Below are 23,143 nucleotides of genomic sequence, written 5' to 3'. Positions count from 1 at the left end.
TTGCATTTGAAGGTTGCGGATTGAGACGGTCGTCCAGAATGCTTCGGTAACGTTATCGGCATGATTCGCGGATTAAGAAATCCGGTGGATGTGCCGTATCCTCCGGCCATGTCATCCTCTTCCTCGCTCTTCCCGCTCGATTCACCGCGGCTTGGCCGCCGTTCCTTTCTCGGAGCCTCCAGCTCGATGCTGGCAGCGCTCGGCATGGGGCGGGTGCTAGCGCAGGGGGTGCGCGAGAAGCCTTCCTTCCCGGACTATCCTTTCCAGCTCGGCGTGGCCTCGGGCGATCCGGCGGCGGATGGCTTCGTGCTGTGGACGCGGCTCGCACCGCAGCCGCTCGCGGGCGGTGGGATGCCGGACGAATCGATATGGGTCCACTGGCGGGTGGCGGAGGACGAGCGGATGAGCAAGGTGGTGGCGAGCGGCAAGGAGATCGCCAGCCCGGATTGGGCGCACTCGGTACATGTGGAGGTGACCGGCTTGCGACCGGACCGCTGGTATTGGTACGAGTTCAAGGCCGGCGCGGAGATCAGCCAGCGCGGGCGGACGCGGACCTTGGAAAGACCGGATCGTCCGGCGGAGGAAACCTCGGTGCTGAAGATGGCCTTCGCGTCATGCCAGCACTTCGAGTCCGGCTTCTTCACGGCCTACCAGCACATGCTGGCGGAGAGCCCCGACATCGTCTTCCACCTCGGCGACTACATTTACGAAGGCCCGGGCAGCGAGGGCAAGGTCCGCAAGCACCTCGGCGCGGAGATCATGACGCTGGCCGACTACCGCAACCGTCACGCGCAGTACAAGACCGATACCGCGTTGCAGGCGATGCACCAAGCCGCGCCATGGGTGGTGACTTGGGACGACCATGAATTCGACAACAACTGCGCGGGTGATCTTTCGGAGAAACCGAATGTGGACGTGGCGAGCTTCCTGCAGCGCCGGGCGGCAGCCTATCAGGCCTACTACGAGCACATGCCGCTGCGCGTGGCCTGCGTGCCGAAGGGGCCGGGCATGCAGCTTTACCGCACGATCCGCCACGGCGGGCTGGTGGATTTCCAAGTTCTCGATACCCGGCAATTCCGGACCGACCAGCCGAATGGCGACGGCACGAAGGCGCTCGGACAGGACGCCCTGCGGCCCGATGCGACGATGCTGGGAAGCGCGCAAAAGCAGTGGCTCATGAGCGAACTCACCAGGTCCCGCGCGACTTGGAACGTGCTGGCCCAGCAGGTGATGATGGCGCGAGTCGATCGGCAGAAGGGTCCGGAAGAAAAGTGCAGCATGGACCAGTGGCCGGGCTATGAGGTCGAGCGGCAATCGATCGTGAATGCCTTCCGCGAGCTGAAGGTCTCCAATCCGATGGTGCTCACCGGCGACATCCACACCCATTGGGCAAATGAATTGATCACCGTGCCGGGCCAGCCGGATTCACCGGTGGCGGGCTGCGAATTCGTCTGCACCTCAATCACCTCCAAGGGCGATGGCACGGCGGCTCCGGCTTACCTCGGCGATCTCATGACGGAGAATCCTTTCGTGAAGCATCACAGCGACCGCCGCGGTTACGTGAGCTGCACGATCGACAGCAAGATCTGGCGCGCGGACTACCGGGCGATCGATTTCGTGAGCCGGCCGGGGGCGGAATTGAAGACCGCGGCCTCCTTCATCGTCGAAAGCGGGCGGAGCGCGCTGGTGCCGGTGTGAGGTGGAAGCAACTTGCAGTTTGCGTCGCGGGGAAAGATGGGCCTAGCCTCTCCGCATGTCCGTGCCGCGCATCGTCGTCAAAGTCTTCCTCTATCGGATCACCCCGGAAATCTGGCGGCGCTTTTCCGTGCCCGCTTCCTTCACCTTCGTGCAGCTCAACGACGCCATCCAGGACGCGATGGGCTGGGAGAACAAGCATCCGCATGAATTCCGCCACGGCTCCGGCAAGAACCTGAAGGACGTGATCGGGCCGGTCGGCTTGGCCGATCAGGTGCCCCGCGGCGGGGAGTTTCAGGACGAGGCGAAGTTCACGATCGCGGATTTCATCGGCAGGAAACGGCTGCCGCTGCGGATGCTCTACCGCTACGATTTCGCGGAGGACTGGCTGCACGAGGTCGTGCTGGAGAAGAAGGAGGAGTCCGGGGAGACCGGGCCGATCATCATCGATGGCGGACGCGCCTGCCCGCCGGAGGATTTCGGCGGGGTCTTCCAGTACATGGAGGCACTGACCGGACAGATCGGCTGGTACCGCGGGGAATACGATCCCGAGGCTTTCGACATCAAGGAAGTGGTCTTCGGCGGGAAGAAGCGGAATCCGAAGAAGCGGAAGCTAGGGTGAAAGGAGCAGTGCTCTTCAAGCGTGGCACCGCGGCTTGGATTCACGAAAAGGAGAGGTGCGCTTTATCGAAGAGCTTCGCGCACTGCGCGCGCAAGCCGACGCAAGCAGGGGGCGCTCAGAGTAAGATCGGTTCGCACTCTCACAGGATTCGGGAATCGTCATCGACGCCCCGGTGCTTTTCCCCGCAGGCTCCCTGCATGGCGAATATCGGCGAACGTGCCACCCTCACCATCCTCCGCGAGCAACCCTTCGGCCTCTTCCTCGATGCCGGGGACGAGCTCGGCGAGGTGCTGCTGCCGCGCCGCGAAATGCCGGTGAAGTGGAGCATCGGCGGGGAGGTCGATGTCTTCCTCTACCTCGATTCGGAGGATCGGCCCGTGGCGACGCTGAAGCACCCGAAAGTCATGCCCGGCGGATTCGCCTACCTCGAATGCCTTCAGATCACCGGTGTCGGCGCCTTCCTCGATTGGGGCCTCCCGAAGGATCTGCTGCTGCCCTTCCGCGAGCAGAAGGAGCGCCTGGAGGTGGGCAAGTCCTACGTGGTCCACGTGCACGTGGATGGGTCCAGCGGCCGGATCGTGGCGACGCGGCGGCTCAACAAGTATCTCAACAAAACTCCTCCCTCCTATAAGGAAGGCCAGGAAGTGGAGATCATGCTCTACGGAAAAACGGAGCTCGGCTACAAGGCGATCGTGGAAGGGCAGCACGGCGGCGTCCTCTTCGGAAACGAAGTCTTCCGCCGCCTGCGGGCCGGGGAGAAGACCAAGGCCTATGTGGTGCAGGTGCGTCCTGATGGGAAGATTGACCTCTCGCTCTATCCTCCCGGACGGGCGAATGTGAACGACTTGGAAACCCGGATCGAGGAGGAGCTCAAGCAGCGCGGAGGGTTTTGGGTGCTCAATGATTCGAGCCCCGCCGAAGAGATCCACAAGGCCCTCGGCGTGAGCAAGAAGGCCTTCAAGCAAGCGACCGGCGCGCTCTTCAAGAAGCGCAAGATCACGATCGGCGACGACGGGATCCGGCTGCTGCCATGAAGCCGGTGATGCCGCCCAAGCCGGGCCTGTGATCACTTTGCGGCCTTGATCGCAGTAAGCCGCGTCTTGATCCACTGGCTCTCCGCTTCCAAGCCGTTCGCTTCATGAAAGCGCTGAAGCTTCTCGTAGCGCGTTACGGGATCGAAGCGGATGGCATGATGGAGCTTTCTCAGGCATACCGGGCAAAGCTCCATCGGCGTCGCGTCCGCCTCGTCGAGGTGGTTGGCGCCGTTCATGTTGCACTCGTAGTGGATGCAGTGCTGGATGCCGAACATGTGGCCCATCTCGTGGGTCAGCACCTTCGCGGCGCGGCGAAGTACGAGGGTTCCCGTGGCTGCACCCGGCTTCTCTCCGGCCCATCCGGGGTGGTAGCGTGCGAAGCTGAACACGCCTACCCGCCTGCGCAGCGAGGCCTGCCCGAAGACGAAGTTCCAGTTCTCGTCGGGATAAAGGTCGGTCATCGTGACCGCCAGCATGGCGTAGCCGTCCGCCGGCAGTTTCTTGGGCAGCCAGCCGAGGATGTCGGTACTCTTCCACTGTTTCTTGGCGGACATGGTGTTGATCCGCTCCTGCGCCGGCACCTCCTTGTCGGGCACGGCGGGCAATAGGACGACTTCCAACGGGTGGTAGAAAGCGGCAGTGTAGCTGCGCAGTAATTCGAGATCGGGCGCGAGACCCTTCTCGAATGTGCCGATCGGCAGGATGTAGAGCTTCCGCCGGGATGCATCCGGAAGGTTCGCCCGCGAGGCGAGATATTGCCCGTAGGTCTGGCCCTTCTCCTCGTGCTGCGTCAGCCAGTCGAGGACACCTGGATACTTCTTGGCTTGAAACTCGCCGGCATCCGTGAAGGCGCGGCGCGTCTTGGCGTCGAGGCCGGACAGAGGGCCGACGGCTTGTTCCAAACCTTGCTTCGTGGGAGTGGTGAAAACCGCGTAAGCGGCTCCGCACGAGAGGAGCGCCAGAGGAAGGGAGAGCCGGAAGCTGAAATTCATTCCCAACATCGCTTCATTTCGATCTCTCCCATAGCTTGACCTTGCCACGAGAAAGGGGGCCGTGTCGACTTCTACCGTTTCCGGCCCCGGCCCTTCGGATACGCCACCTTCTGCCGCGGCGCGGTCGCTGCCGGAGTCTGGTCCTTCAGGGTGTTGATCTGGTCTCGTAAGTGGGCGGCGCGTTCGAATTCCAGCTTCGCGGAGGCATCGAGCATCTCCTTTTCGAGCTCGGCCAGCACGCGCACCTTGTCGTAGGTCTCCTCGTCCTCGGCCACCATCGAACGGTTCAGCTTGTCCGCCTGCTCGCGTTGGTTCGAGTAGAGCTGCAGGCTCTCCTGGACCGCACGCTTCACACCCTGCGGCGTGATGTTGTGCTTCTCGTTGTGCTCCTGCTGGCGGCTGCGGCGGTATTCCGTGACGTCGATCAGGCGCTGGATCGAGTCCGTGACCGAGTTGCAGAAAAGCACGCATTGGCCATTGATGTGGCGCGCGGCCCGGCCCGCCGTCTGGATCAGGCTGGTCTCGTTACGGAGGAAACCCTCCTTGTCCGCATCGAGAATGCACACCAGCGAAACCTCCGGCAGGTCGAGACCCTCGCGGAGCAGATTGATGCCCACGAGGATGTCGAAGGCTGCGGCGCGGAGCTGGCGCAGGATCTCCACCCGCTCGACCGTGTCGATGTCCGCATGGATGTAGCGGACCTTCAGGCCGGTGCCTTGCAGGTATTCCGAAAGATCCTCGGCGGTCTTCTTGGTCAGCGTCGTAACCAGCACGCGCTCGCCGCGCTCGACCCGCTGGCGGCAGAACTCGATCGTCTCGTCGATCTGGTGCTTCAGCGGGCGCAGGATCAGCGTCGGGTCCAGCAGGCCGGTCGGACGGATGATCTGCTCGACCACCAGCGCCTTGCCAGGCTTGCCCGGATCGAAGGCCGAGACCGGCTCCGCGCTACCGCTCGGCGTGACCTTCAGTTGCTTGAGATCGATGTGCGTGAAGCCGCGATCATCGCCACGGCCCTTCACCGGGATGTAGCGCTTGTTGTCCGGCCTCGAGTTGACGATCTCGAAGGGCCCGGGCGTCGCCGAGACGTAGAGCCGCTGGTTCGTCATCTGCATGAATTCGTCGAATTTCAGCGGCCGGTTATCCAGCGCGCTGGGCAGGCGGAAACCGTGATCGACCAGCACCGTCTTGCGGCTCTTGTCGCCCTCATACATCCCGCCAACCTGCGGGATCGTGGCGTGGCTCTCGTCGATCATCAGCAGGTAGTCCTTCGGGAAGAAATCGAGCAGCGTGTGCGGTCGCGATCCCGGCGGCCGCCCGGTCAGGTGGCGCGAGTAGTTCTCGATCCCCTGGCAGAAGCCCATCTCCTGCATCATCTCGATGTCGTAGTCGGTGCGCATCCGCAGCCGCTGGGCCTCGATCAGCTTGCCCTCCTTCTCGAACCAGGTAATCCGCTCGTCGGCCTCCTTCCGGATCTCGACGATCGCTCGCTTCATCTTATCCCCGGGCGTCACGAATTGCTTCGCCGGGAAGAAGGTGTGCTTGTCCACCCGGTCGACCGTCTCACCGGTCAGCGTGTTGATCGTCGTGATGCGGTCGATCTCGTCGCCGAAAAATTCCACCCGCACCGCCGTCTCGTCGAGATAAGCAGGATGCACTTCGACCACGTCGCCACGCACGCGGAACTTGCCGCGGCCGAAGGCAATGTCGTTGCGCTCGAAGAGGATCGCCACCAGCGATTGCAGGAAGTCGTCCCGCCGCACCTGCTGGCCCACCCAAGTCGGGACCATCATGCCCTGGTAGTCGTCCGGTGAGCCCAAGCCGTAGATGCAGGACACCGAGGCGATCACGATGGTGTCATCGCGGGTGAGCAAGGAGCCCATCGATGACAGCCGCAGCCGCTCGATCTCGTCGTTGATCGACGAGTCCTTCTCGATGTAGGTGTCCGTCCGCGGGATGTAGGCCTCCGGCTGGTAGTAGTCGAAGTAGGAGACGAAGTACTCCACCGCGGCGTGCGGGAAGAAGTTCTTGAACTCCGAGTAGAGCTGCGCCGCCAGCGTCTTGTTGTGGCTCATGATCAGCGTCGGTCTCCCGATCTGCTCGATCACGTTTGCCATCGTGAAGGTCTTCCCCGAGCCGGTTACCCCCAGCAGCGTCTGGTGGTTGTTCCCCGCCCGGATCGATTTCACGAGCTTCGCGATCGCCTGAGCCTGATCGCCCTCCGGGGAATAGTCGCTGGTGAGCTGGAATGACATCCGGCCCCTGTCTAGCCGCGGAACCCGCCGGTCGCAAGGGCGGGGGACGCGCCTATTTTGCGGGCTTGAAAGGATTGACGACTTTGACTCCGTCAAAGTCCTGGCCGATCTGCATGTCTTCCGACAAAACGACGGAGCAGCCGGCAGACCTCGCCGCTTCCAGAATCGCGGAATCCCAGTAGGAAAGCCGCCAGCGATTCTTGGTGGAAAGCGCTGCAACGACGATCTCGACGGTCACGGAAACCACCTCGAAGCGCAGCCAAGACTCGATCAGCAGACTCGCCTGCCCGTGGCTGAGGGCATCGGCGCGCGTCGCCCGTGTGGCCTGGACGTAAAATTCCTGGAGCACCTGGGTGGAGAGGACGATCTCCGGATCATCCAGCAGTTCCAAGGCGACCGCGCGCTTCGCTTTCTCCGACGCGGCGGTACTCACCGCATAAAGCAGCACATTGGTATCGAGGAAAACCCTCATGAGCGCCGGCCGTGGATCTCATCACGCGATGCCCGGTCGCGGCCGCTGAAATTGGCGATGCCTTTGAGAACCTCGTCCTGCAACCGCTTCTTCCGCTCAAACTCGGTCTCTCCCTCGGCGAACTGGATCAGAAAGTCCCTCACGACGGCTGACAATGAAGTGTCCTTCTCCGCAGCCCGTATCCTCGCCCGCCGATGTAGGCCTTCATCAATCGAAACTGTGACATTTTTCATGCCTCACAGTTTCACATTTTGCGGCAAACTCAAGACGAATTTTTGCTCTCGCAAAGAGCCTCAGGAGACTTTCCAAAAGCCGGGGAACCGTGCGAACCTCCGCACCCTTTTCGATTTTCCCGAAGAGCGGGAATCATGGTTCAAATTCCGCAGCGCCCGACTCCGCGAGGCCGCCATCGAATTCCTCACAGCGAACGAAGTCCCGTGGAGGGAAAGCGATCCGCTTGCCGGTAGTCCGGAGCATCCTCAGGCCCGGCTGCTCCGCATCGCCACCGTCTGCTCGATCTCCGGGTCTTCCGCCAGCTTCCGGTATTCCGCGGACCCCGCCGCATAGGCCGCGATCTTGCCCTTCGCGTCGAAGTGGATGCCCCAGCCGTAGTGCTTGCCGAGAGCGGAAGTGCGCAGGCAGGGCTGGGACTTTTCCCTCAGCCGCGCGCGGATCTCCGTCTTGGTCTCGCCACTCGGAGGTTCGCGCAGGCTCTCGCCCTTCACCAGCAGATCCTCGTGTGTCAGCTGATAAGGAGCCTCACGCAGCAGCTCCAAATGAATCAGGTGCACCGGTTTCTTCCCGCCGCGGACCGGCGGCTCGATGCCCTGTTCCTCGGGGCAATCGGGTGCGATCCGGATGAAGGTATTGAGGAAGCTCATGACTTCGACAGTTTCTCATCGCGTTGGCTCTGCCAAGCGACCACCCATGGCTGGATCGGCGCAAGATCCGGATCATCCTTGGCCATCTTCAGATAGAGGTCGATGTTCTCGTTCGCGGCCATCGCCAGCAATTTGCGGGCATCCTCTTCCCGGCCTTGCACGGCGGCGTAGCACGCGAGGTTGTAGTGCAGCAGTGGATGCTCGGGATGATGAGCGAGGCCCGCGCGCAGGGTTTCCTCCGCCTTCTGGATCGAGTCGGCCCGCCGCACCGCATAGCCGGCCTGTATCCACCACGCCGCATCGCCTGGCTCGCTTTCGAGCTTCGACACGCAGATCGCCGCGGCTTCCGGCCAGCGCCTGAGCCGGAAGAGCGCATCCACCCGCAGGTGCAGCGCGAGCGAATGTCCTTGGATCTCCGCCGGCAGATCATCGAGTTCCGCCAAGGCATCCTCCGCCAGACCGAGTTCGAGAAAACCGGTCGCACGCTGATAGATGGCATCACTGTCGTAGCTCACGAACCGAGAGATACCATTCCTCGCCGCTTGGCAAAGTTCCGATCGCTCAGGCGAGAAACTCCGCCGCTCGCTGTTCGGACCAATACTCGCCGCGCCCGGACGAGAATCCCACGTGACCGCCATCCGCGGGCGCTTCCAGATGGAAGAGCTCGCTGGCCTCCGCCTCTTCCCGCGGAAAGCAGCCCGGCCCGAGAAAGGGATCATTCTCCGCATTCACCAGCAGCGCGGGAATCCGGATCCGACCGAGAAATGGCCGCGAACTCGCTCGCGCCCAGTAGTCTTCCGCATCACGGAAGCCGTGCAGCGGCGCGGTGAAGCGGTCGTCGAACTGCCGGAAATTGCGCACCTGCCCGATCCCGCTCAGATCGATCTCGTCCGGGAAGCTCGGCTTCTTCGCCACCAGCTTCCGCCGCAGGCAGCGCAGGAAGCGGTCCATGTAGAGCCGATTCACGCGCCGCGAAAGCTGCTCGGAAGAGCAGGCCAGATTGCAGGGCACCGAGAAAGCGACCGCACGGTGCAGCCGCGGATCCACCTCGCGCTCACCGAGATATTTCAGGGTCATGTTCCCGCCCAGGCTGAAGCCGACGAGATCGATCCGCGCTGCCGGATGCACCGCCAGCGCATGACAGACTACATGGTGCAGATCGCCGCTTGCGCCGCTGTGGTAAAACGGCAGCAGCCGGTTCGGCTCGCCGCTACAGCCACGGTAATTCCACGCCAGCACGTCCCAGCCGCGGCGATGCAGCGCCGCGGCCATCCCCTGGATATAGGGAGCTGCCGAACTCGCTTCGAGCCCGTGCGAGAGAATCACCAATTTCTCACCGCCACCGCCCGCCCAATCCAGATCGAGGAAATCACCGTCCGCCAACTCCAACCGCTCGCGCCGCGTTGTGACCCGCCGCACCCTGCGGAAAAGCGCCGGATGGATCGTCTGCAAGTGCCCGCCCGGCAGGAACCCGGGCGCACGGTATTTAGACTCCAGTAGCGGCACGGCGGGAATCTACGGGGCGACCGGACCCCGGGCAAGGGCATGATCGCTATACACAAGTTCGCCGCTCCAAGTTCCATCGTTGGCGGTATTGTCTCCTTCCGGCTGTTCCAGGTTTCGCGCTTTTCGCGTTATTTCGCGGTTCATTCCTTTGGCCCGCATGAGGGACCGGTGTGTGGAAGAACAACAGGTGGCTTCCCGGCGGGCTTGCCTAGTGCCTTACTGGTTGCCATGCATCCCGCATGTCCTTCGTCCTCCATCCGCGCCTCGCCGCCGGCGGCTTTGAACTCGGGACCCGCCATCGCTGCCGGGTGCTGCTGAAGAACAACGCGCTCTTCCCGTGGTTCATCATCGTGCCCGAGGTCGATGAGGCGATCGAGGACCTCCACCAGCTCGATCTCACCCGTTATCAGGAAGTCACCGGCCTCATCCGCGAGATCTCGCAATTCGTGGCGCACCACTTCCAGCCGGACAAGCTGAACGTCGCCTGCATCGGCAACCAGGTCCGCCAGATGCACATCCATATCGTCGGCCGCTCTCCGGAAGACCCGGCCTGGCCCGGAGTCGTCTGGTCCCATGAAGGGAAGGAAGCCTACGCCCCCGATGCCGTGGACGCCATCCGCGCGGCCTGGTATGCTTGGCTTGCCTAGTCTGGCAGGGCATCTGAAACAGTGGCTGCCACGGCCCGCGGCAGGCCGTGATTGCGGCGGCCCGCCGCGATGCGTCACGGCAGCACCGCGTAGTCCTCCGGCGGTCGGCAATCGTGCATCATGTACTGCCGCATGAACTTCACCAGCCCGCGGCTATACTTCCGCCGCGTGAAGGCCCCGGAAGCCATCGATGCGATGTGTTTGGTCATGTGCCGCTCGATGAAGCCGATCCCCGGCCAGCCCTTGAACTTCGCGGAGAACTTCGTCCCCGTCTCATAGAGCGAGAAGATGCCGCCATCGTAGAAGTGCCGGATCAATTCGCGCCAGCTTTCGTGCCAATCGTGGAGCTCCGCCTCCGCCAGCGCGAAGCCCGCCGCCAGCTCCTCCGGCCGGTCTAACACCCCCGGACCTCTGGCAAAAACGTGCTCCTCGAAAAGCCGCGCCGACTCCAGCGCCATGAACAGCCCCGGCGAGAGCATCGGGTCCACGAAGCCGAAGGAATCCCCGCAGGCCGCCCAGCCCGGACCGTGGCCGCGGTCGGAGACCAGTTGGTAGTTCGTATAGGTCATCACCGGCGTCACCCGCCGCGCGTTCTTCGCGTGCTCCTTCAGCAGCGGCTCGTGATGGATGGCATATTCCAGCCGCTGTTCCGGAGTGCTGCCCCATTCCTTGGCCGCGTCCTTGTGCACCACGATGCCCACCGACAGCCGGCCCGGCAGGGGAATTCGCCAGCTCCAGCCGTGATCCAGGATCGTGATCACCACCTGCCCCGCCGGCGGGAAGTCGTGCTCGAAGCCCTCGTAGTGTGCAAAGTAGGCCACATCGGTACGATCCCCGGACTTCGCGCCGATCCCCAGCGCCCGCGCAAAGGTTCGCGCCCGGCCCGTGGCGTCGATCAGAAGCTTCGGATGCCCTGTTAGACCGGCTCTCTCCAAAGTCTTCGCCGTCAGCTGGATCTCCCGATCGTCCTCGCCCTTCTCCACCGCCGCGCGCTGCTTGGAAAATTTCACGCCCAGTTCCTCTGCCCGTTCCCGCAGCGTGTCGTCGAACTGCGGTCGCGGGATGTTGTAGGCATACGCAGGCAGCCACTTCGCGATCGGCCCGAAATTGAAATCGATCCGCGTCCCGTGGCGGTGCAGGAAGCTCACCCCCGGCTTGTGCTGGGAGTAGGCCTTCACCCGCTCCTCGATCCCCAGGCGGCGCATCACCGGCACCGTCGCCGGCACCAGCGACTCGCCCACTAGCAGTTCCGGCCGCTTCTCATCGTCGAATACCAGCACCTTGAAGCCGCGTTGGGCGAGCAGGGCGGCTAGCGTCGAGCCTGCAGGACCGGCTCCGAGAATGGCGAGATCGGGTGTCATCAGGTGGCGGCAGGAGTTTTGCCCGGCGCGCGCCCTGCCGCAATCTTCATTCGGCCCGCTCCCAGTCGACCCTCTCGTAAATCGCGTGCAGCTTCGCCGCTTTGCCCGGATTAATAAACCGTACCCACGCCAGCTTGCCCTGCAAATGCGCGGCGAAGTCCGCATGCCCATCCCGGTTCTGCGATGCCGGACCGAGCCGCGCGCAGTTTGTCAGGATCGCCTTCAGCCGGTCGAATTCACCACGGTCGATGTTCGGCTTTTCGTTCAGCACCAGCCCCGCCGCGTGCTGCTTCTGACCCTGCCGCAGGATCCGCGTCTTGTGGTGGTTCGGATGAAATGCTTCCTCGATGAGAATCGCGCCCACCGTCGCTTCGAAGCGCCGGGACCGCCTCGCGAACTCCTCTCCGCCCGAAAATAACAGATCATCGGCATAGCGCGTATACTCCGCCCCGCATGCCTTCGCGAGCCGGCTCAGGCGGCAATCCAGATGGAAGGCCGCAAGATTCGCCAGGGCCGGAGAGGTCGGTGCGCCCTGCGGCAAATGCGGCGTCGCGAGCCGCCGGCGTTCGGCCCAAGCGAGCGGCTGCCCTTCTAACACGGCATGCGGCGTGGCATGCGTGGTCAGCCGGGTCAGCGCCTGCGCCACTGTCTCCGGATAACCCGCGGTCAGGAAGATCCGCAGCACCCGCGCCGCGGAGATGGATGGGAAAAAATCCTCCAAATCGAAGCGCACGACCAGTTCCTTGCCCGTGTGCGGTTCCACGAAGTCCCGCACCGAGCAGCGCTCCCGGAAGCCCCGCGCCCCCTCGTGCGGCGGGATCGGATGCAGGATCTTGCGCAGCACTCCACGCTGGGCGTGTTTCAGCAGGGCCTTCGGGCTCTCGATCAAGCGGAAGCGCCCGCTCTTCGGCTTCGCATGCCAGCGATGGATGTAGTGCTCCGCCTGGCCTCGCGCGATCAGCCAGCCCAGATCATCCGCGTGCAAGCCCAGCACTTCGCAAAGCTCTCCCATTGTCGGGATCTCCGGAAGGTTCCAAGTCCGTGGCGCACCCGCCGCCGGAGCCATCTGCGGCTCGGTCATGGCAATCGCGATCCTGCCGCGTCCGGCGCTCCATGCTTTCGCATAGGGCTCATGGTTGCCGATCCGCTCGCCGATCTCCCACAGGACGGGTCGCGGGGCTCCGGCGAATTCCACGCACAAGGCCTTGGCCAGCGGCGCCAGCCAGCGCGCTTTCGAAAGCGGTCCCACCAACGGCCCCGCCCGCTCCATCAGTACCACGGGATCATCCATCGGCCCGGCAGCGAAGGCTGTCGCTAGACGGCGGATATGGTGGGCTCGCGAGGGCATTGGACGGGCGGAAGAAGGCGAATGCGGGAAGACATCGCACCCCAACGCGTCCTGTCCGGCGCGGGCATTTTCACGCGCTCGCGTGATGGGGCCCTCGCCTCGTGATGCCTCGGTTTGTCGATCCCCCGGGGTAACCCCGGAGAGGCCGCATGATTTCCACACGGCCGGCTTGGAGCACGAGCCTCCCCGCAATTCGCTGGCTGCAGGCTAAGCTCCCCGCGCGAGATCCGTCAAAGCTTCCCGTCCTGTAGAAAGGACGGCTCTACCGCTGGGAGCGAGGAGCCTCCGGCCCGCAGAATGGTCCAAGCGGCTCCGGGTGCAGGAGGGGCTTGCAGCAAAGCGACAGCTCTATCCGTAAGCACCGCGAGAATGCGGGGCAACCAAGGCTGCTTCTGCGGGCCGGTGGCTCCGCGCTCCCAGCGGGAGAGCCGTCCGTGAAGCATCACGGAAATGTGGGTAACGGGCAGGTCTCAAACCCGCTTCACCTTCCCGGAAGCCGTCAACGGCAAAACCTCCACCACCTTGAACACCATCGGCACCTTGTAAGCCGACAGCACCTGCTTGCAAAAACGCTGCAATTCCACCGGCTTCGGCGGCGACGCCGCATCAACAGGAATGATCTCCGCCACCGGCACCTGTCCCATCTGCGGATGATCCCGCCCGATCACTCGGCAGCGCGTTACCCCCGGATGCCCGTTCAGCACCCGCTCCACCTCTTCCGGAAAAACCTTCATCCCCGCCACGTTGATCACCGACTTCTTCCGCCCCATCAGGAACAGATCGCCATCAGCATCGCGCCGCACCAGATCCCCGCTTGCGAACCAGCCATCCTCCAACGGAGCAGCATCCCAAGGCACCAGGTAGGCATCTAACAAGCCCGGCCCGCGCACCCGGAATTCACCTTCGTCCGACAATTCCACATCATAAGCCGACATCGGCCGCCCCAGCGCCTCCGGCTTCTCCCGCGCCGCCACCAGATTCAACACGGACAGCCCCACCTCGATAATCCCCAGGCCTTGGTGCAGCGGCTTGCCGAATCGAGCATCAAAAGCCCGCGCCGTCGTCTCCGGCAGCGCCGCCGCAGTCGCCACCGCCAGCCGCAGCGTCGGCCACATGAAATCACCGCGATCCCCCGCAAGCATCGCGAAGTGGAAGGGAGAGCCATAGATCACCGTCGCCGCGCTCTTCTCCGCCGTGGCCAGGATGTCCTCCCGCAGCGGCGAATGCTCCAGCACCGTCGTCGCGCCGAAATAGAGATAGAGCACGATCGAGACCGCGAAGTGATGCGCCATCGGCAGCATCCATAGCACCCGGTCCTCCGGCCCGATCTGCAAGCCCTCGTTGGCCGCACTGATCCGTGCCAGCAGCGTCTCGTGCGAGAGCACCACGCCCTTGCTCGTCCCCGTCGTTCCCGAGCTGAAGCGAATGAAAGCCGGATTCAGCTTCTGGAATTCCTCCTCCGGAAAGCGCGGGGTTTTGAAGCGGCACAGATGCAGCTTCCAACTCGCCCCGATGTTAGAGAACTCCGCGATCACCTCCTCCGGCCCATGCCACGGCAGATCCGCCGTCGCCACGATCAGGTCGAGCGCGGTGATGTCCACGATCTCGGAGCGCTCCGCATCGGTCAATTCCTCGGCTAGCGGCACCAGGCAGCCACCGCCTAGCAGGATCCCCATCGAGAGCACGATGTAGCTCAAGCCGTTCGAACACTGCAGGCCTACCCGCGGGATCCGCCCGAAGCGATTGTGCGCCCTCAACACTTCCGCGATCCGCTCCGCCTCGCCGAAGAGATCGCCATGGCTCGCGCGCATCTCGCCGCTGACGATTGCAATCATTGCGGGATCGTGGCGGCGGGCGATTTCTTCGATCAGGTTCACGTTACGGCACGGGCACTCCCAGGTCTTCGCTCAGCGTCTGCTTCATCAAATCCAGTTCCAGCGGCGACATACAGCCGTCCTTCCAGGAAATCGTCAGCGTCAGCAGTCCCTGATGCTCGGAGAAGAAAATCCCGATTCCCGGCGGCGAGCTCACCGAAGGCACATGATAGCCGTTCACGATTCGGCTGCCGAAGATCCTCTCCACCCCCGGCACGAACTCTCCCGTGTGAGAATGGAAGAGGCTGCAGATTTCACCCCGCATGTAGAGGAAGGCCGGCACATTGTAGAAGCGGGAGGGGCAGCGCTCCATCATCTGCATCAGCGCGTGCATCGAGCCGGGCAGCTTCCGCCGCATGAAGTCCGCATACTTGCGGTAGAGCCCGCGCGCGGCACCCTTCAATTCTCCCAGCTCATCGGGCTCCAGCAGCACCGTGTAGGGGATCATGTGGTTGCGGAAGAGCGGGCGCTTCGCTGGATCGCTCTGCCGCTGCACCGGCAGGGTCAGCAGAATGGCGATCCGCTCTTCCGGATGCCGTGCGGCGATCACCGCTTGCACCGCGCGCGATGCACACACCGCGAAATACGGGAAAAGTAGTAGCCCCCCCGCGGTCTGCGCCATCTTCGCGCGGACCACCGCCGTCGCCTCCTCATCGAACTTCCCCAAATAGAAGCGGCTCGTGCCCGGCTTGCTCCCCCGGCGATGCAGCGAGCGGATCTTCCAGGAGGGGAAACGCCGCATCTCCTCGATCATCGGGTGCGCCAGCCGGTAGAGTTCCGGCACCGCCGGCGTCGCCACATCCTCCTCATGGTCAGGATCCGGCAATGCGCCTGCCGTCGAAAGCGCCGCGAGCTGCTGCAGGAACTTCATCATCCCCACCGCATCCAGCAGCGAGTGGCTCCATACCAGCACGAAGGTCCAGCTCGCCGGCGAGGTCGCCACCACGTGGAAAACCAAGTTCGGCCCGGGCGCGTGAATGTCGATTCCATCCCCGTTCAACTGCCCGCCGATCCACTCCTCCAGCGAAGAAATTTCCTCACCCTCACCCTCCACGCCAGTGAGTCGCCAGCACTGCACCGGCACCGGGGCCGGCTTCGCCTCATCGGTCCGCCAGCGTGCAATCCAGTCTCCTCCCCGGGAATTCCTCGCATGGAGAATCGGATGCCGCGTCCCCATCGCCTCCGCAATCCTGCGGATCTCGGCGAGGTCGGGCCTGCCTTCGCACTCCAGCACCGTCGCCGCCAGATGACGGCCTTGCCCGCTCCGCCGCATCAGGCTTTCCAAGCCTAGCAGGAAGCCGTCGCTACAGGTCGTGCGCAAAGGGCTGGCGGTTGGGGATTCGGCCGGCACCACGTCAATTCAAGGGATTGCTGCACCCTTCTTTTCCGCCACCAGCACGGCGATCTTTTCCGCGGTCGAGAAATTCTCCCGCGACAGGTCGGCCGGGTCCATCGCCACGCCGAAACGGTCTTCGATCGCCAGTAGCAGTTGCATGATTCCCATCGAATCCAGTCCCGCCGCGAAAAGGTCGCTCTGCGGGGTCAGCGGTTCCGCCGTGTCTAACACGTCGGTTCGGATCAGTTCGAGCAAATCGTGTTCCATGCGGCGCAGCCCGAAGATAGGCAGATCTCCGCCGGGTTCAACCCCTTGCTGCGATGCTCCGCTTTTCCCGAGCTCGTTTTCGGGGGGCAGGCTACTCCACTTTACCCCAGTACATAGAGATACTGGAGTAAAGTGGAGTAGCCCTAAGCCCCGAATTTCGGAGTGAAGCAATCACTTCCCCGCCACCAGCGCGCTCGGATTCACCGCATCGCCCTCCTTGATCATGGCATTTAGGCTCACGATCACCAGGCTGTCGGGCTTCAGCGCCGCCGAGGTCACCTCCATCTGTGGGCCCAGATTGCGACCGGGCAGCACGTCGATGAACTTCACCTTCCCCTGATCCACCAAGGCCACCAGCGACTTTCCGTCGCGCAGGATCAGGGCGTTGTTGGGCAGAAGGTAGGTGCCGGGGGCCGGTGCGAGCTTGAAGGCCACGGTGCCGGTCAACCCGGAGGGCAGGGCGAAGTCGGGATTCTCCAGCAGCAGCTCGACCCGCATCGTGCCGCTGGTCGTGCTGAAGGCGTTGCTGGCGCGCGTGACCTTCGCCGGGAAGGCCCGGCCCGGCAGTTCCGGGAAGCGCACCGCGGCTTCCGTGTCCGCCGTCAGGCGCAGCGCGATGTCCGGCGTGGCCGCCACCGCGAAGCGGAGCTGGTTGATCCGCGCCAGGTGGAAGGCCCACTCGGCGGTCGTGGCCGAGTCGCCGCGCACGAAATCCCCGCGGTCGATCCGGCGGTCGATCACCGTGCCCTTGAAAGGCGCTTTCACCACCGCGAACTTCTGCAATTCCTCAAGCCGCCCGACCTCCGCGCGGGCCATCCGCACCGCGGCTTCCAGCTCGGCGGCGGAAGCCTCGCGCTGCTCGGAAATTTCCTGCGATACCGCCCGCGCCTCTGCCAGCCCGGCCGAGCGCTTGGCCGTGCTGCGCGCGATATCCGAGCGGGCAAGGGCTTGATCGACGGCGGCCTTCGCGGACTCCAACTCGCGGTCGATCTCCGGGATGTCGATCACCGCCATGACGTCGCCTTCCTGCACCCGGTCTCCGATATCCACCGGCCGCTCCCTCACGGTGCCGGTGGCGCGGGAGAAGATGCGCGCCTGCTCGACCGGCTCGGTCCGGCCCGGCAGGTCGAAGGAACGCGCCGCCTCCGCGGGTTTCGGCGAGACGGTCCGCACGGCAGCGGGATCCTGGGCGGCTGCGGCAGCGAGCAGCAGCAAGGGAAGCAAACGATGGATCATAACAAAAACAGGTGAGAATTGGAGATTCAGGAAGCTTCGGGCAGGGCGGGGGATTCCACAATGGGTTCTTCCTCGCGGACGGTCCTCTTGGTCATGCCCCGGATGAAGGCGAAGGCGATCGGCACCACGAATAGCGAGGCCATCGTGCCGAAGACCAGGCCGCCGATCACCGCGCGGCCCAGCGGGGCGTTCTGCTCGCCGCCCTCGGCATGGCCGAGTGCCATCGGGATCACGCCCAGGATCATCGCCAGCGCGGTCATCATCACCGGCCGCAGGCGGGTCGTCGCCGCCTCGATCGCCGCGTCCATGGCGCTTTCGCCTTGATCGAAACGGTCGCGGGCGAAGCTGCTGACCAGCACGCTGTTCGCCGTCGAAACGCCGACCACCATGATCACGCCCATCAGCGCGGGCACGCTCAGCGGCGTGCCGGTCACCCACAGCCCGAAGAGCGCACCGGACACCGCCACCGGCAGGCCGCTGATGGCGACGAAGGGCAGGGTCCAGGATTGGAAATTCACCACCATCACCAGGAAAACCAGCACCGCCGCCAAGCCGAGACCGCCGATCAGCTCCGAATACGCGGAAGTCATCAGCGCGGCCTGACCGGCCAGCTCGATCTTGTTCGGCGGCTTCTGCTGGGCCCGCAGCCCCGTGGCCGCCTGCGCCTCCTGGTTCTTGGAAGGATTGGCGGGCACCGCTTCCTTCCCGATGATTCCCTGGATCTCGGTGGTCAGGCTGCCGAGGTCACGGCCATCGGCATTCGCCACCACCGTGAAAGTCGGTGCCAAGGTTGTCCGCGAGACGCTGGCCGGCGCGCGCTTCTCCACCACTGTCGCGAAGGCCCGCAGCGGCACCGAGGTCGCCACGCCGACCGAAGGCTTCACCGGCAGGTTCAGCAATTGCTCCACCGAATTGAGCGTCGATGGCGGGGCGATCACCTGGACGTCGTAGGACGCGCCGGTCGCCGGGTCGGACCAATAGTTCGGGGCCACCGAGCCGCCGCTGCCGAGCGCCGCGAGCATCGAGTTCGCCACATCCTGCTGCACGATGCCGAAGGTCGCGGCACGCGCACGGTCCACCCGGATCGCGTAGCCGGGTTGATCGAGCACTTCGCGCAGGGTCACGTCCACCGCTCCCGGGACCTTGTTCAACTTCTCCTTCAGCTCCTTGGCCAGCGCCAGATTGCCCGGGATGTCGCGGCCGGTGAAGCGGACCTCGAAAGTCGTGGGAGCACCCGAGGCCAAGGTCTGGCTGGTCGCATCCGCCGGCCGGAAGAAGGACTGCACCTCGGGAAACTTCTCCGCCATCATGGCGCGGATCTTCCGCTCGTAGCCCACGCTCGGCCCGTGGTCGCCGTGGAGCTGCACCAGGATCTCGCCGTCCGCGGAGCTGATCGAGGTAGTCTCGACGTAGGCCTGGTTGATGGAGACTGGCGCGCCGATGTTCTCGACCACGAACTGCAGTTCATTCGCAGGGATGATCTGGCGGATCTCGCGCTGGATCTCCGCCATCTCCCGCGCGGTGTCCTCCACGCGGATGCCGCTCGGGATGCGCACGAAGAGACGGATCAGCCCCGCATCGGTTTTCGGGAAGAACTCACGCCCGGAATGCAGCCCGGAAAAGACGCCGATCGCCATCGCGGCCAGGATCGGGACCAGGATCAGCACCTTCCAGCGCATCAGGAATTTCAGGATCCGGCCCTGCACGGCGGCCAGCTTGTCCACGCCGTGCTCGATCCCGTGATGAATCAGGCCCAAGCCGCGCGGTCCCTTGCCCGCCGCTTTGGCTTTGGCCTCCGCCCGCGCTTCAGCAGGCAGGATGATCGAGGCCAGGGTCGGCACCAGGGTCCGTGCCAGCAGGTAGCTCGCGATCATCGCGAACACCACCGCCAGCGCCAGCGGCCGGAAGACGAAGGAAGCCGTGCCGCTCAGCAGGAAGATCGGCAGGAAGACGATACAGATCGAGATCGTGGAAACGAACTCCGGGAAAGCCACCTCCCTCGCGCCATCGATGATCGCCTGGTTCACGCTCTTGCCGAGGGCGATGTGGCGCTTGATGTTCTCGATCTCGACTAGCGCGTTGTCCACCAGGATGCCGATCGCCAGCGAAAGGCCGCCGAGGGTCATCAGGTTGAAGGTCGCACCCGCCAGTTTCAGTCCCACGATCGAGCACAGCAGGGCCAGCGGGATCGAAGTCAGCACGATCGCCGTCGAGCGCCAGGAACCGAGGAAGAGCAGCACCACCGCCGCCACCAGGCCGCCCACCAGCATGATCTCATGCTCAACACCCGTCACCGCCGCGCGCACGAAGATCGATTGGTCGAAGATCGGCTCGATGACCATCCCCGGAGGAGCCGCCTTCCGGACATCGTCCATGCGGTCCATGATCCCGTCGATGATGTCCACCGTGGAGGCGTTCCCCAGCTTGAGGATCGAAATCATCACCGCGTTCTGGCCGTTGAGACGCGCGATGTTAGAACTCACCGCCTCGCCGTCGCGGACGTTGGCCACATCGCGCAGCATGATCGTCCGGCCCTCGGAGGAGCGGATCGGCAGATCGAGGAAACCCTGGATGTTCTCCGGGCTGGCATTGAGTTCCACGGGCAGCTCGCGGCCTCCTTCGCGGATCGAGCCGGAAGGCAGCGTCAGGTTCTGCCGGCCCACCGCCGCGCTGACTTCTGCTGCAGAAAGGTCGAAGGCATTGAGCGCCTCCGGATCGAGATCCACCATCACCTGCCGCGCGGCACCGCCGTAGGGCAGCGTGATCCGCATTCCCGGCACGCTCTGCAGTTGCGAGCGCAGCGCCAGCCGCGCGTAGTCGTAGAGCTCGCCACCGGTCTTCGAATCGGACGAAATCACTAACTGGATGATCGGCACGCTCGAAGGACTGGTGCGGATGATCAGCGGCGGCGTCGTGCCCGCCGGCATCCGCCGCAGGATCGTCTGCGAGACCGAGGTCGCCTGGGTCAGTGCCGAATTGATGTCCACGTAGGACTGGAACTTCAGTTTCACCAGCGCCACGCCGTTGGACGTCTCCGAGCGGACTTCCAGCAGGTCGTCCACGCTGTTCATCGTGGCGATTTCGGAGAAGGACGAGATCTTCGCCGCCATCTCGGCCGCATTCAGGCCGTTGTAGGACCAGACCAGCGTGACCTCGGGGCTATCGACCTTGGGCAGGATGTCGGTCGACATCTTGCGCGCCGACATGATCCCGAAGAGCAGGATCAAAATGCCGAGGACGCCGATGGTATACTTGTAACGGAGTGCGAAGAGAACGATCCACATGACTTTCGGAGTCCCGTGCTCCGCGGGGGGAGCATGATTTGACGATCACCGGGATGGCTTCGGGGCAGTCGATATTCCCGATTTCATCCGGCCCACCGGCATTTCCCCGGCAGCGCGATCCGGGCCAGCATGGTTCGATAACCATCAAACGTCTCAACTTTTTTTGGTTTGAAACGCGAAGCATGGGGGAACGATGCTCCGAGGCACGTAGAACCCCGTAGATCGATCCTCATATGAAACCCATCCTCGCGATTTTGCCCCTCCTCGTCCTCTCCGCCACCGCCGAGCCCGAGGCTCTTTTCAATGGCAAGGACCTCAGCGGCTGGAAGGCCGATGTCCCCGAAGCCGACGGCAAACCCGACATCTCCCCCAGCTTCATGGTCCGCGAGGGCAAGCTGGTCTCGCTCGGCAAGCCCCTCGGCCACCTGATCACCGAGAAGGAATACGCGAACTACCGCCTGACCGTCGAATACCGCTTCCCGGACAAGGGCGGCAACTGCGGCGTCCTAGTCCACAGCTCGACCCCGCGCATGCTCTACAAGATGTTCCCGAAGTCGGTCGAGGTCCAGATGCAGTCCGGCAATGCCGGCGACTTCTGGTGCATCGGCGAGAACATCGAAGTCCCGGACATGGACAAGCGCCGCCCCCACAAGGAAGGCCAGAAATTCGGCGGCGGACCCGACGACGCCCGCAACATCAAGAACCTCACCGACGACTCCGAAAAGCCCCTCGGCGAGTGGAACACCATGGTCATCACCTGCAAGCAGGACACCATCACCGTCCAAGTGAACGGCACCGAAGTAAACGCCGGCACCAAGTGCACCGCCCAGAAAGGCAAGATCGCCCTCCAAGCCGAAGGCACCGAAGTCGAGTTCCGCAAAGTCGAACTCGAGCCCGTGCGCTAAGCGAATCGCAAGTGCCGTAACCCACTACAGGCCACCCCACACGGACGCCTCCAACGCCGGCGGCGCGGAGCCTCCGGCCCGCAGAACGGTCCCTAACAGCCGGCCTCCAAGGACAGCCCCACTGGGAGCGCCGGGCACTGCCCGGCCGAGCGGTCCCTAACAGCCCACTCCCAAGGACGGCCCCACCGGGAGCGCCGGGCACTGCCCGGCAGAATGGTCCCCATCACATCGCTTACTAGCGGGCACGCAGCCGGTGAACGCCGTTCTCCACACGATCCCCTCCATGCCCAATACCCTGAAACGGCGAAGCGCTGCCACCCCGTCGTCGTGACAGCCTCAATCCTTGGGCCGGCTCCCGAATTTTGAATGACTCGACCGACCAAAGCACCCGCGCATCCATAGCCAAGGTGCGAAAGCCACACTGTTAGGCCTCCTCCATACCCATCACCACTCCGCCCATGGCAACTCCACCCGCATCGGAATCGAACTGCTCCGCGCCGCCTACACCGCCTTCAACGCCCGGGACATCGACGCCGCCCTCGTCACCATGACCTCCGACGTCGCTTGGCCGAAGGCGTTCAAGGGCGGCTTCGTCCGCGGCCCCGAAGAAGTTCGCGCCTACTGGACCGAGCAGTGGAGCGAGATCGACCCGCACGTCGAGCCGGTGGCCTTCTACCCGGAAGACGCCGATCGCATCCTGGTCGAAGTTCACCAGGTCGTCCGCGACCTCGCCGGAACCGTCCTCGCCGATGACCACGTCGGCCATCGCTTCACCCTCGCCCATGGTTTGATCCAGGCCATGGAAGTCGCTCCACTCCCATCGCCGGCCCCCAATGCCTAATCCGCCGCCACAACCGCGGCGATGATCTCTACGCGGAGCCGGGAAAGCGCATCGGGGAAGTAACGCGGCTGCCGGGCGCGACCGGAGGGGAAAGCCCGGCCTTCCTTTTGCGACACAATCTGCCACGCTGTGGACATGAACTTGCCGAGCTTGTTGATGGCTTTCGTGGTGTCTTGCGCAGTGACGGGCTGCGCCTCATCGAAATCGAAATCGGTCTGGGGCAAGTCGAATGACGGGTTCCGCATGACGAAAGCCAGCGAAGGCCGGAACAAGGGCTGGGCCTCCCGCTACGCAGAGACCCAGGAAAAGAAAAAGGAGAAGGATACCGGCACCGAAGTGGAAAAGGAAAAGGAGAAGGCCACGCCGCCGGAGATCCCGAAGGGCGCGCGGGATCCGAAAGTGGAAAGCGGCTCGCCTCGCCTGGATGGACAGCAGATCGTGATCCCGGACACCGTGCTGCCAAAGGATCAGGAGAACTGAGGGGGAATCCTGCCGACGAGATCCGGGCGTTTGCTAGATACCCGGTGCGCCGGGCCACCTCCCAAGATTCAAGGATCGACGCCATCGAAGCGCCGAGAGGGGCTGTCCCA

At 64.0% G+C, this 23,143-nt stretch carries 22 protein-coding genes; 7 read left to right on the top strand and 15 right to left on the bottom strand.

Features of this window, described 5'->3' with window-relative positions; all coding sequences use genetic code 11:
- Nucleotides 1–108: 108 nt before the first annotated feature.
- The 3 genes from ABWK72_RS12390 to ABWK72_RS12380 all read left to right on the top strand — a co-directional run bounded on the left by ABWK72_RS12390 (nt 109) and on the right by ABWK72_RS12380 (nt 3,351).
- The gene (locus tag ABWK72_RS12390; protein WP_367875108.1) at nt 109–1,698 is read left to right on the top strand and encodes an alkaline phosphatase; all 1,590 of its coding nucleotides are present in this window, start codon (nt 109–111) and stop codon (nt 1,696–1,698) included.
- Between the two features lie 55 nt (nt 1,699–1,753).
- Nucleotides 1,754–2,317: a plasmid pRiA4b ORF-3 family protein gene (locus ABWK72_RS12385; RefSeq protein ID WP_367875107.1), complete on the top strand. Its 564-nt coding sequence runs from the start codon at nt 1,754–1,756 to the stop codon at nt 2,315–2,317.
- Nucleotides 2,318–2,514: 197 nt separating this feature from the next.
- Nucleotides 2,515–3,351, top strand: coding sequence for a S1 RNA-binding domain-containing protein (locus ABWK72_RS12380; protein ID WP_367875106.1), 837 nt, complete (start codon nt 2,515–2,517; stop codon nt 3,349–3,351).
- Between the two features lie 32 nt (nt 3,352–3,383).
- Here the strand turns inward: ABWK72_RS12380 and ABWK72_RS12375 are convergent, their stop codons facing one another.
- The 7 genes from ABWK72_RS12375 to ABWK72_RS12345 all read right to left on the bottom strand — a co-directional run bounded on the left by ABWK72_RS12375 (nt 3,384) and on the right by ABWK72_RS12345 (nt 9,454).
- Entirely contained in the window at nt 3,384–4,343 is a 960-nt protein-coding gene (locus ABWK72_RS12375; protein ID WP_367875105.1) for an archaemetzincin, read from the bottom strand.
- Nucleotides 4,344–4,414: 71 nt separating this feature from the next.
- Complete coding sequence (locus tag ABWK72_RS12370; protein WP_367875104.1) at nt 4,415–6,595, bottom strand: excinuclease ABC subunit UvrB; 2,181 nt, start codon at nt 6,593–6,595, stop codon at nt 4,415–4,417.
- 52 nt (nt 6,596–6,647) lie between these two features.
- The gene (locus tag ABWK72_RS12365; protein WP_367875103.1) at nt 6,648–7,067 is read right to left on the bottom strand and encodes a PIN domain-containing protein; all 420 of its coding nucleotides are present in this window, start codon (nt 7,065–7,067) and stop codon (nt 6,648–6,650) included.
- Nucleotides 7,064–7,300 carry a hypothetical protein gene (locus tag ABWK72_RS12360; RefSeq protein WP_367875102.1) on the bottom strand — a complete coding sequence of 79 codons (237 nt, stop codon included), beginning with the start codon at nt 7,298–7,300 and terminating at the stop codon, nt 7,064–7,066. The genes ABWK72_RS12365 and ABWK72_RS12360 overlap by 4 nt, the downstream gene beginning before the upstream one ends.
- A 246-nt stretch (nt 7,301–7,546) precedes the next feature.
- On the bottom strand, nt 7,547–7,948 hold the full coding sequence (locus tag ABWK72_RS12355; protein WP_367875101.1) for a DUF6157 family protein: 402 nt from the start codon (nt 7,946–7,948) through the stop codon (nt 7,547–7,549).
- The gene (locus tag ABWK72_RS12350) at nt 7,945–8,463 is read right to left on the bottom strand and encodes a hypothetical protein (RefSeq protein WP_367875100.1); all 519 of its coding nucleotides are present in this window, start codon (nt 8,461–8,463) and stop codon (nt 7,945–7,947) included. The genes ABWK72_RS12355 and ABWK72_RS12350 overlap by 4 nt, the downstream gene beginning before the upstream one ends.
- Nucleotides 8,464–8,509: 46 nt before the next feature.
- Nucleotides 8,510–9,454 (bottom strand): YheT family hydrolase, encoded by a 945-nt coding sequence (locus ABWK72_RS12345; RefSeq protein WP_367875099.1) that lies wholly within the window; start codon nt 9,452–9,454, stop codon nt 8,510–8,512.
- Nucleotides 9,455–9,693: 239 nt separating this feature from the next.
- Between ABWK72_RS12345 and ABWK72_RS12340 the strand changes: the two genes are divergently transcribed.
- The gene (locus tag ABWK72_RS12340) at nt 9,694–10,101 is read left to right on the top strand and encodes an HIT family protein (protein WP_367875098.1); all 408 of its coding nucleotides are present in this window, start codon (nt 9,694–9,696) and stop codon (nt 10,099–10,101) included.
- A gap of 74 nt (nt 10,102–10,175) precedes the next feature.
- Here the strand turns inward: ABWK72_RS12340 and ABWK72_RS12335 are convergent, their stop codons facing one another.
- From ABWK72_RS12335 to ABWK72_RS12305, 7 genes are all read right to left on the bottom strand, one after another.
- Nucleotides 10,176–11,462, bottom strand: coding sequence for an NAD(P)/FAD-dependent oxidoreductase (locus ABWK72_RS12335; RefSeq protein WP_367875097.1), 1,287 nt, complete (start codon nt 11,460–11,462; stop codon nt 10,176–10,178).
- Nucleotides 11,463–11,508: 46 nt separating this feature from the next.
- The gene (locus ABWK72_RS12330; protein WP_367875096.1) at nt 11,509–12,810 is read right to left on the bottom strand and encodes a reverse transcriptase family protein; all 1,302 of its coding nucleotides are present in this window, start codon (nt 12,808–12,810) and stop codon (nt 11,509–11,511) included.
- 470 nt (nt 12,811–13,280) lie between these two features.
- Nucleotides 13,281–14,687 (bottom strand): class I adenylate-forming enzyme family protein, encoded by a 1,407-nt coding sequence (locus tag ABWK72_RS12325; protein WP_367875095.1) that lies wholly within the window; start codon nt 14,685–14,687, stop codon nt 13,281–13,283.
- Nucleotide 14,688: 1 nt separating this feature from the next.
- Entirely contained in the window at nt 14,689–16,005 is a 1,317-nt protein-coding gene (locus tag ABWK72_RS12320) for a hypothetical protein (RefSeq protein ID WP_367875094.1), read from the bottom strand.
- 39 nt (nt 16,006–16,044) lie between these two features.
- Entirely contained in the window at nt 16,045–16,287 is a 243-nt protein-coding gene (locus ABWK72_RS12315) for a phosphopantetheine-binding protein (protein WP_367875093.1), read from the bottom strand.
- A gap of 171 nt (nt 16,288–16,458) precedes the next feature.
- A complete protein-coding gene (locus ABWK72_RS12310; RefSeq protein ID WP_367875092.1) occupies nt 16,459–17,523 on the bottom strand; it encodes an efflux RND transporter periplasmic adaptor subunit in 1,065 nt (354 codons plus the stop codon).
- Between the two features lie 26 nt (nt 17,524–17,549).
- On the bottom strand, nt 17,550–20,807 hold the full coding sequence (locus tag ABWK72_RS12305) for an efflux RND transporter permease subunit (protein WP_367875091.1): 3,258 nt from the start codon (nt 20,805–20,807) through the stop codon (nt 17,550–17,552).
- A gap of 233 nt (nt 20,808–21,040) precedes the next feature.
- On the opposite strand from ABWK72_RS12305, the gene ABWK72_RS12300 reads away from it, so the two are divergent.
- Nucleotides 21,041–21,712, top strand: a complete 672-nt coding sequence (locus ABWK72_RS12300; RefSeq protein WP_367875090.1) for a DUF1080 domain-containing protein — start codon at nt 21,041–21,043, stop codon at nt 21,710–21,712.
- A 475-nt stretch (nt 21,713–22,187) separates the two neighbouring features.
- Complete coding sequence (locus ABWK72_RS12295; RefSeq protein WP_367875339.1) at nt 22,188–22,553, top strand: nuclear transport factor 2 family protein; 366 nt, start codon at nt 22,188–22,190, stop codon at nt 22,551–22,553.
- On the opposite strand, the gene ABWK72_RS12290 is transcribed toward ABWK72_RS12295, so the two are convergent.
- Entirely contained in the window at nt 22,550–22,798 is a 249-nt protein-coding gene (locus tag ABWK72_RS12290; protein ID WP_367875089.1) for a hypothetical protein, read from the bottom strand. The genes ABWK72_RS12295 and ABWK72_RS12290 overlap by 4 nt on opposite strands.
- Between ABWK72_RS12290 and ABWK72_RS12285 the strand changes: the two genes are divergently transcribed.
- On the top strand, nt 22,797–23,033 hold the full coding sequence (locus tag ABWK72_RS12285; protein ID WP_367875088.1) for a hypothetical protein: 237 nt from the start codon (nt 22,797–22,799) through the stop codon (nt 23,031–23,033). The two genes, ABWK72_RS12290 and ABWK72_RS12285, sit on opposite strands and share 2 nt — an antisense overlap.
- The last annotated feature ends 110 nt before the right edge of the window (nt 23,034–23,143 follow it).

The sequence above is a fragment of the Luteolibacter sp. Populi genome (assembly GCF_040801775.1).
Taxonomy (GTDB): domain Bacteria; phylum Verrucomicrobiota; class Verrucomicrobiia; order Verrucomicrobiales; family Akkermansiaceae; genus Haloferula.
The sequence above is the reverse complement of the archived record's forward strand: the minus strand, read 5'-3'. Positions and strand labels throughout refer to the sequence as shown.

Coding starts and splice junctions, on each gene's coding strand:
- ABWK72_RS12390 (WP_367875108.1), top strand. CDS start 109: ATGTCATCCTCTTCCTCGCTCTTCCCGCTCGATTCACCGCGGCTTGGC.
- ABWK72_RS12385 (WP_367875107.1), top strand. CDS start 1,754: ATGTCCGTGCCGCGCATCGTCGTCAAAGTCTTCCTCTATCGGATCACC.
- ABWK72_RS12380 (WP_367875106.1), top strand. CDS start 2,515: ATGGCGAATATCGGCGAACGTGCCACCCTCACCATCCTCCGCGAGCAA.
- ABWK72_RS12375 (WP_367875105.1), bottom strand. CDS start 4,343: ATGAATTTCAGCTTCCGGCTCTCCCTTCCTCTGGCGCTCCTCTCGTGC.
- ABWK72_RS12370 (WP_367875104.1), bottom strand. CDS start 6,595: ATGTCATTCCAGCTCACCAGCGACTATTCCCCGGAGGGCGATCAGGCT.
- ABWK72_RS12365 (WP_367875103.1), bottom strand. CDS start 7,067: ATGAGGGTTTTCCTCGATACCAATGTGCTGCTTTATGCGGTGAGTACC.
- ABWK72_RS12360 (WP_367875102.1), bottom strand. CDS start 7,300: ATGAAAAATGTCACAGTTTCGATTGATGAAGGCCTACATCGGCGGGCG.
- ABWK72_RS12355 (WP_367875101.1), bottom strand. CDS start 7,948: ATGAGCTTCCTCAATACCTTCATCCGGATCGCACCCGATTGCCCCGAG.
- ABWK72_RS12340 (WP_367875098.1), top strand. CDS start 9,694: ATGTCCTTCGTCCTCCATCCGCGCCTCGCCGCCGGCGGCTTTGAACTC.
- ABWK72_RS12335 (WP_367875097.1), bottom strand. CDS start 11,462: ATGACACCCGATCTCGCCATTCTCGGAGCCGGTCCTGCAGGCTCGACG.
- ABWK72_RS12330 (WP_367875096.1), bottom strand. CDS start 12,810: ATGCCCTCGCGAGCCCACCATATCCGCCGTCTAGCGACAGCCTTCGCT.
- ABWK72_RS12315 (WP_367875093.1), bottom strand. CDS start 16,287: ATGGAACACGATTTGCTCGAACTGATCCGAACCGACGTGTTAGACACG.
- ABWK72_RS12310 (WP_367875092.1), bottom strand. CDS start 17,523: ATGATCCATCGTTTGCTTCCCTTGCTGCTGCTCGCTGCCGCAGCCGCC.
- ABWK72_RS12305 (WP_367875091.1), bottom strand. CDS start 20,807: ATGTGGATCGTTCTCTTCGCACTCCGTTACAAGTATACCATCGGCGTC.
- ABWK72_RS12300 (WP_367875090.1), top strand. CDS start 21,041: ATGAAACCCATCCTCGCGATTTTGCCCCTCCTCGTCCTCTCCGCCACC.
- ABWK72_RS12285 (WP_367875088.1), top strand. CDS start 22,797: ATGACGAAAGCCAGCGAAGGCCGGAACAAGGGCTGGGCCTCCCGCTAC.
- ABWK72_RS12290 (WP_367875089.1), bottom strand. CDS start 22,798: ATGCGGAACCCGTCATTCGACTTGCCCCAGACCGATTTCGATTTCGAT.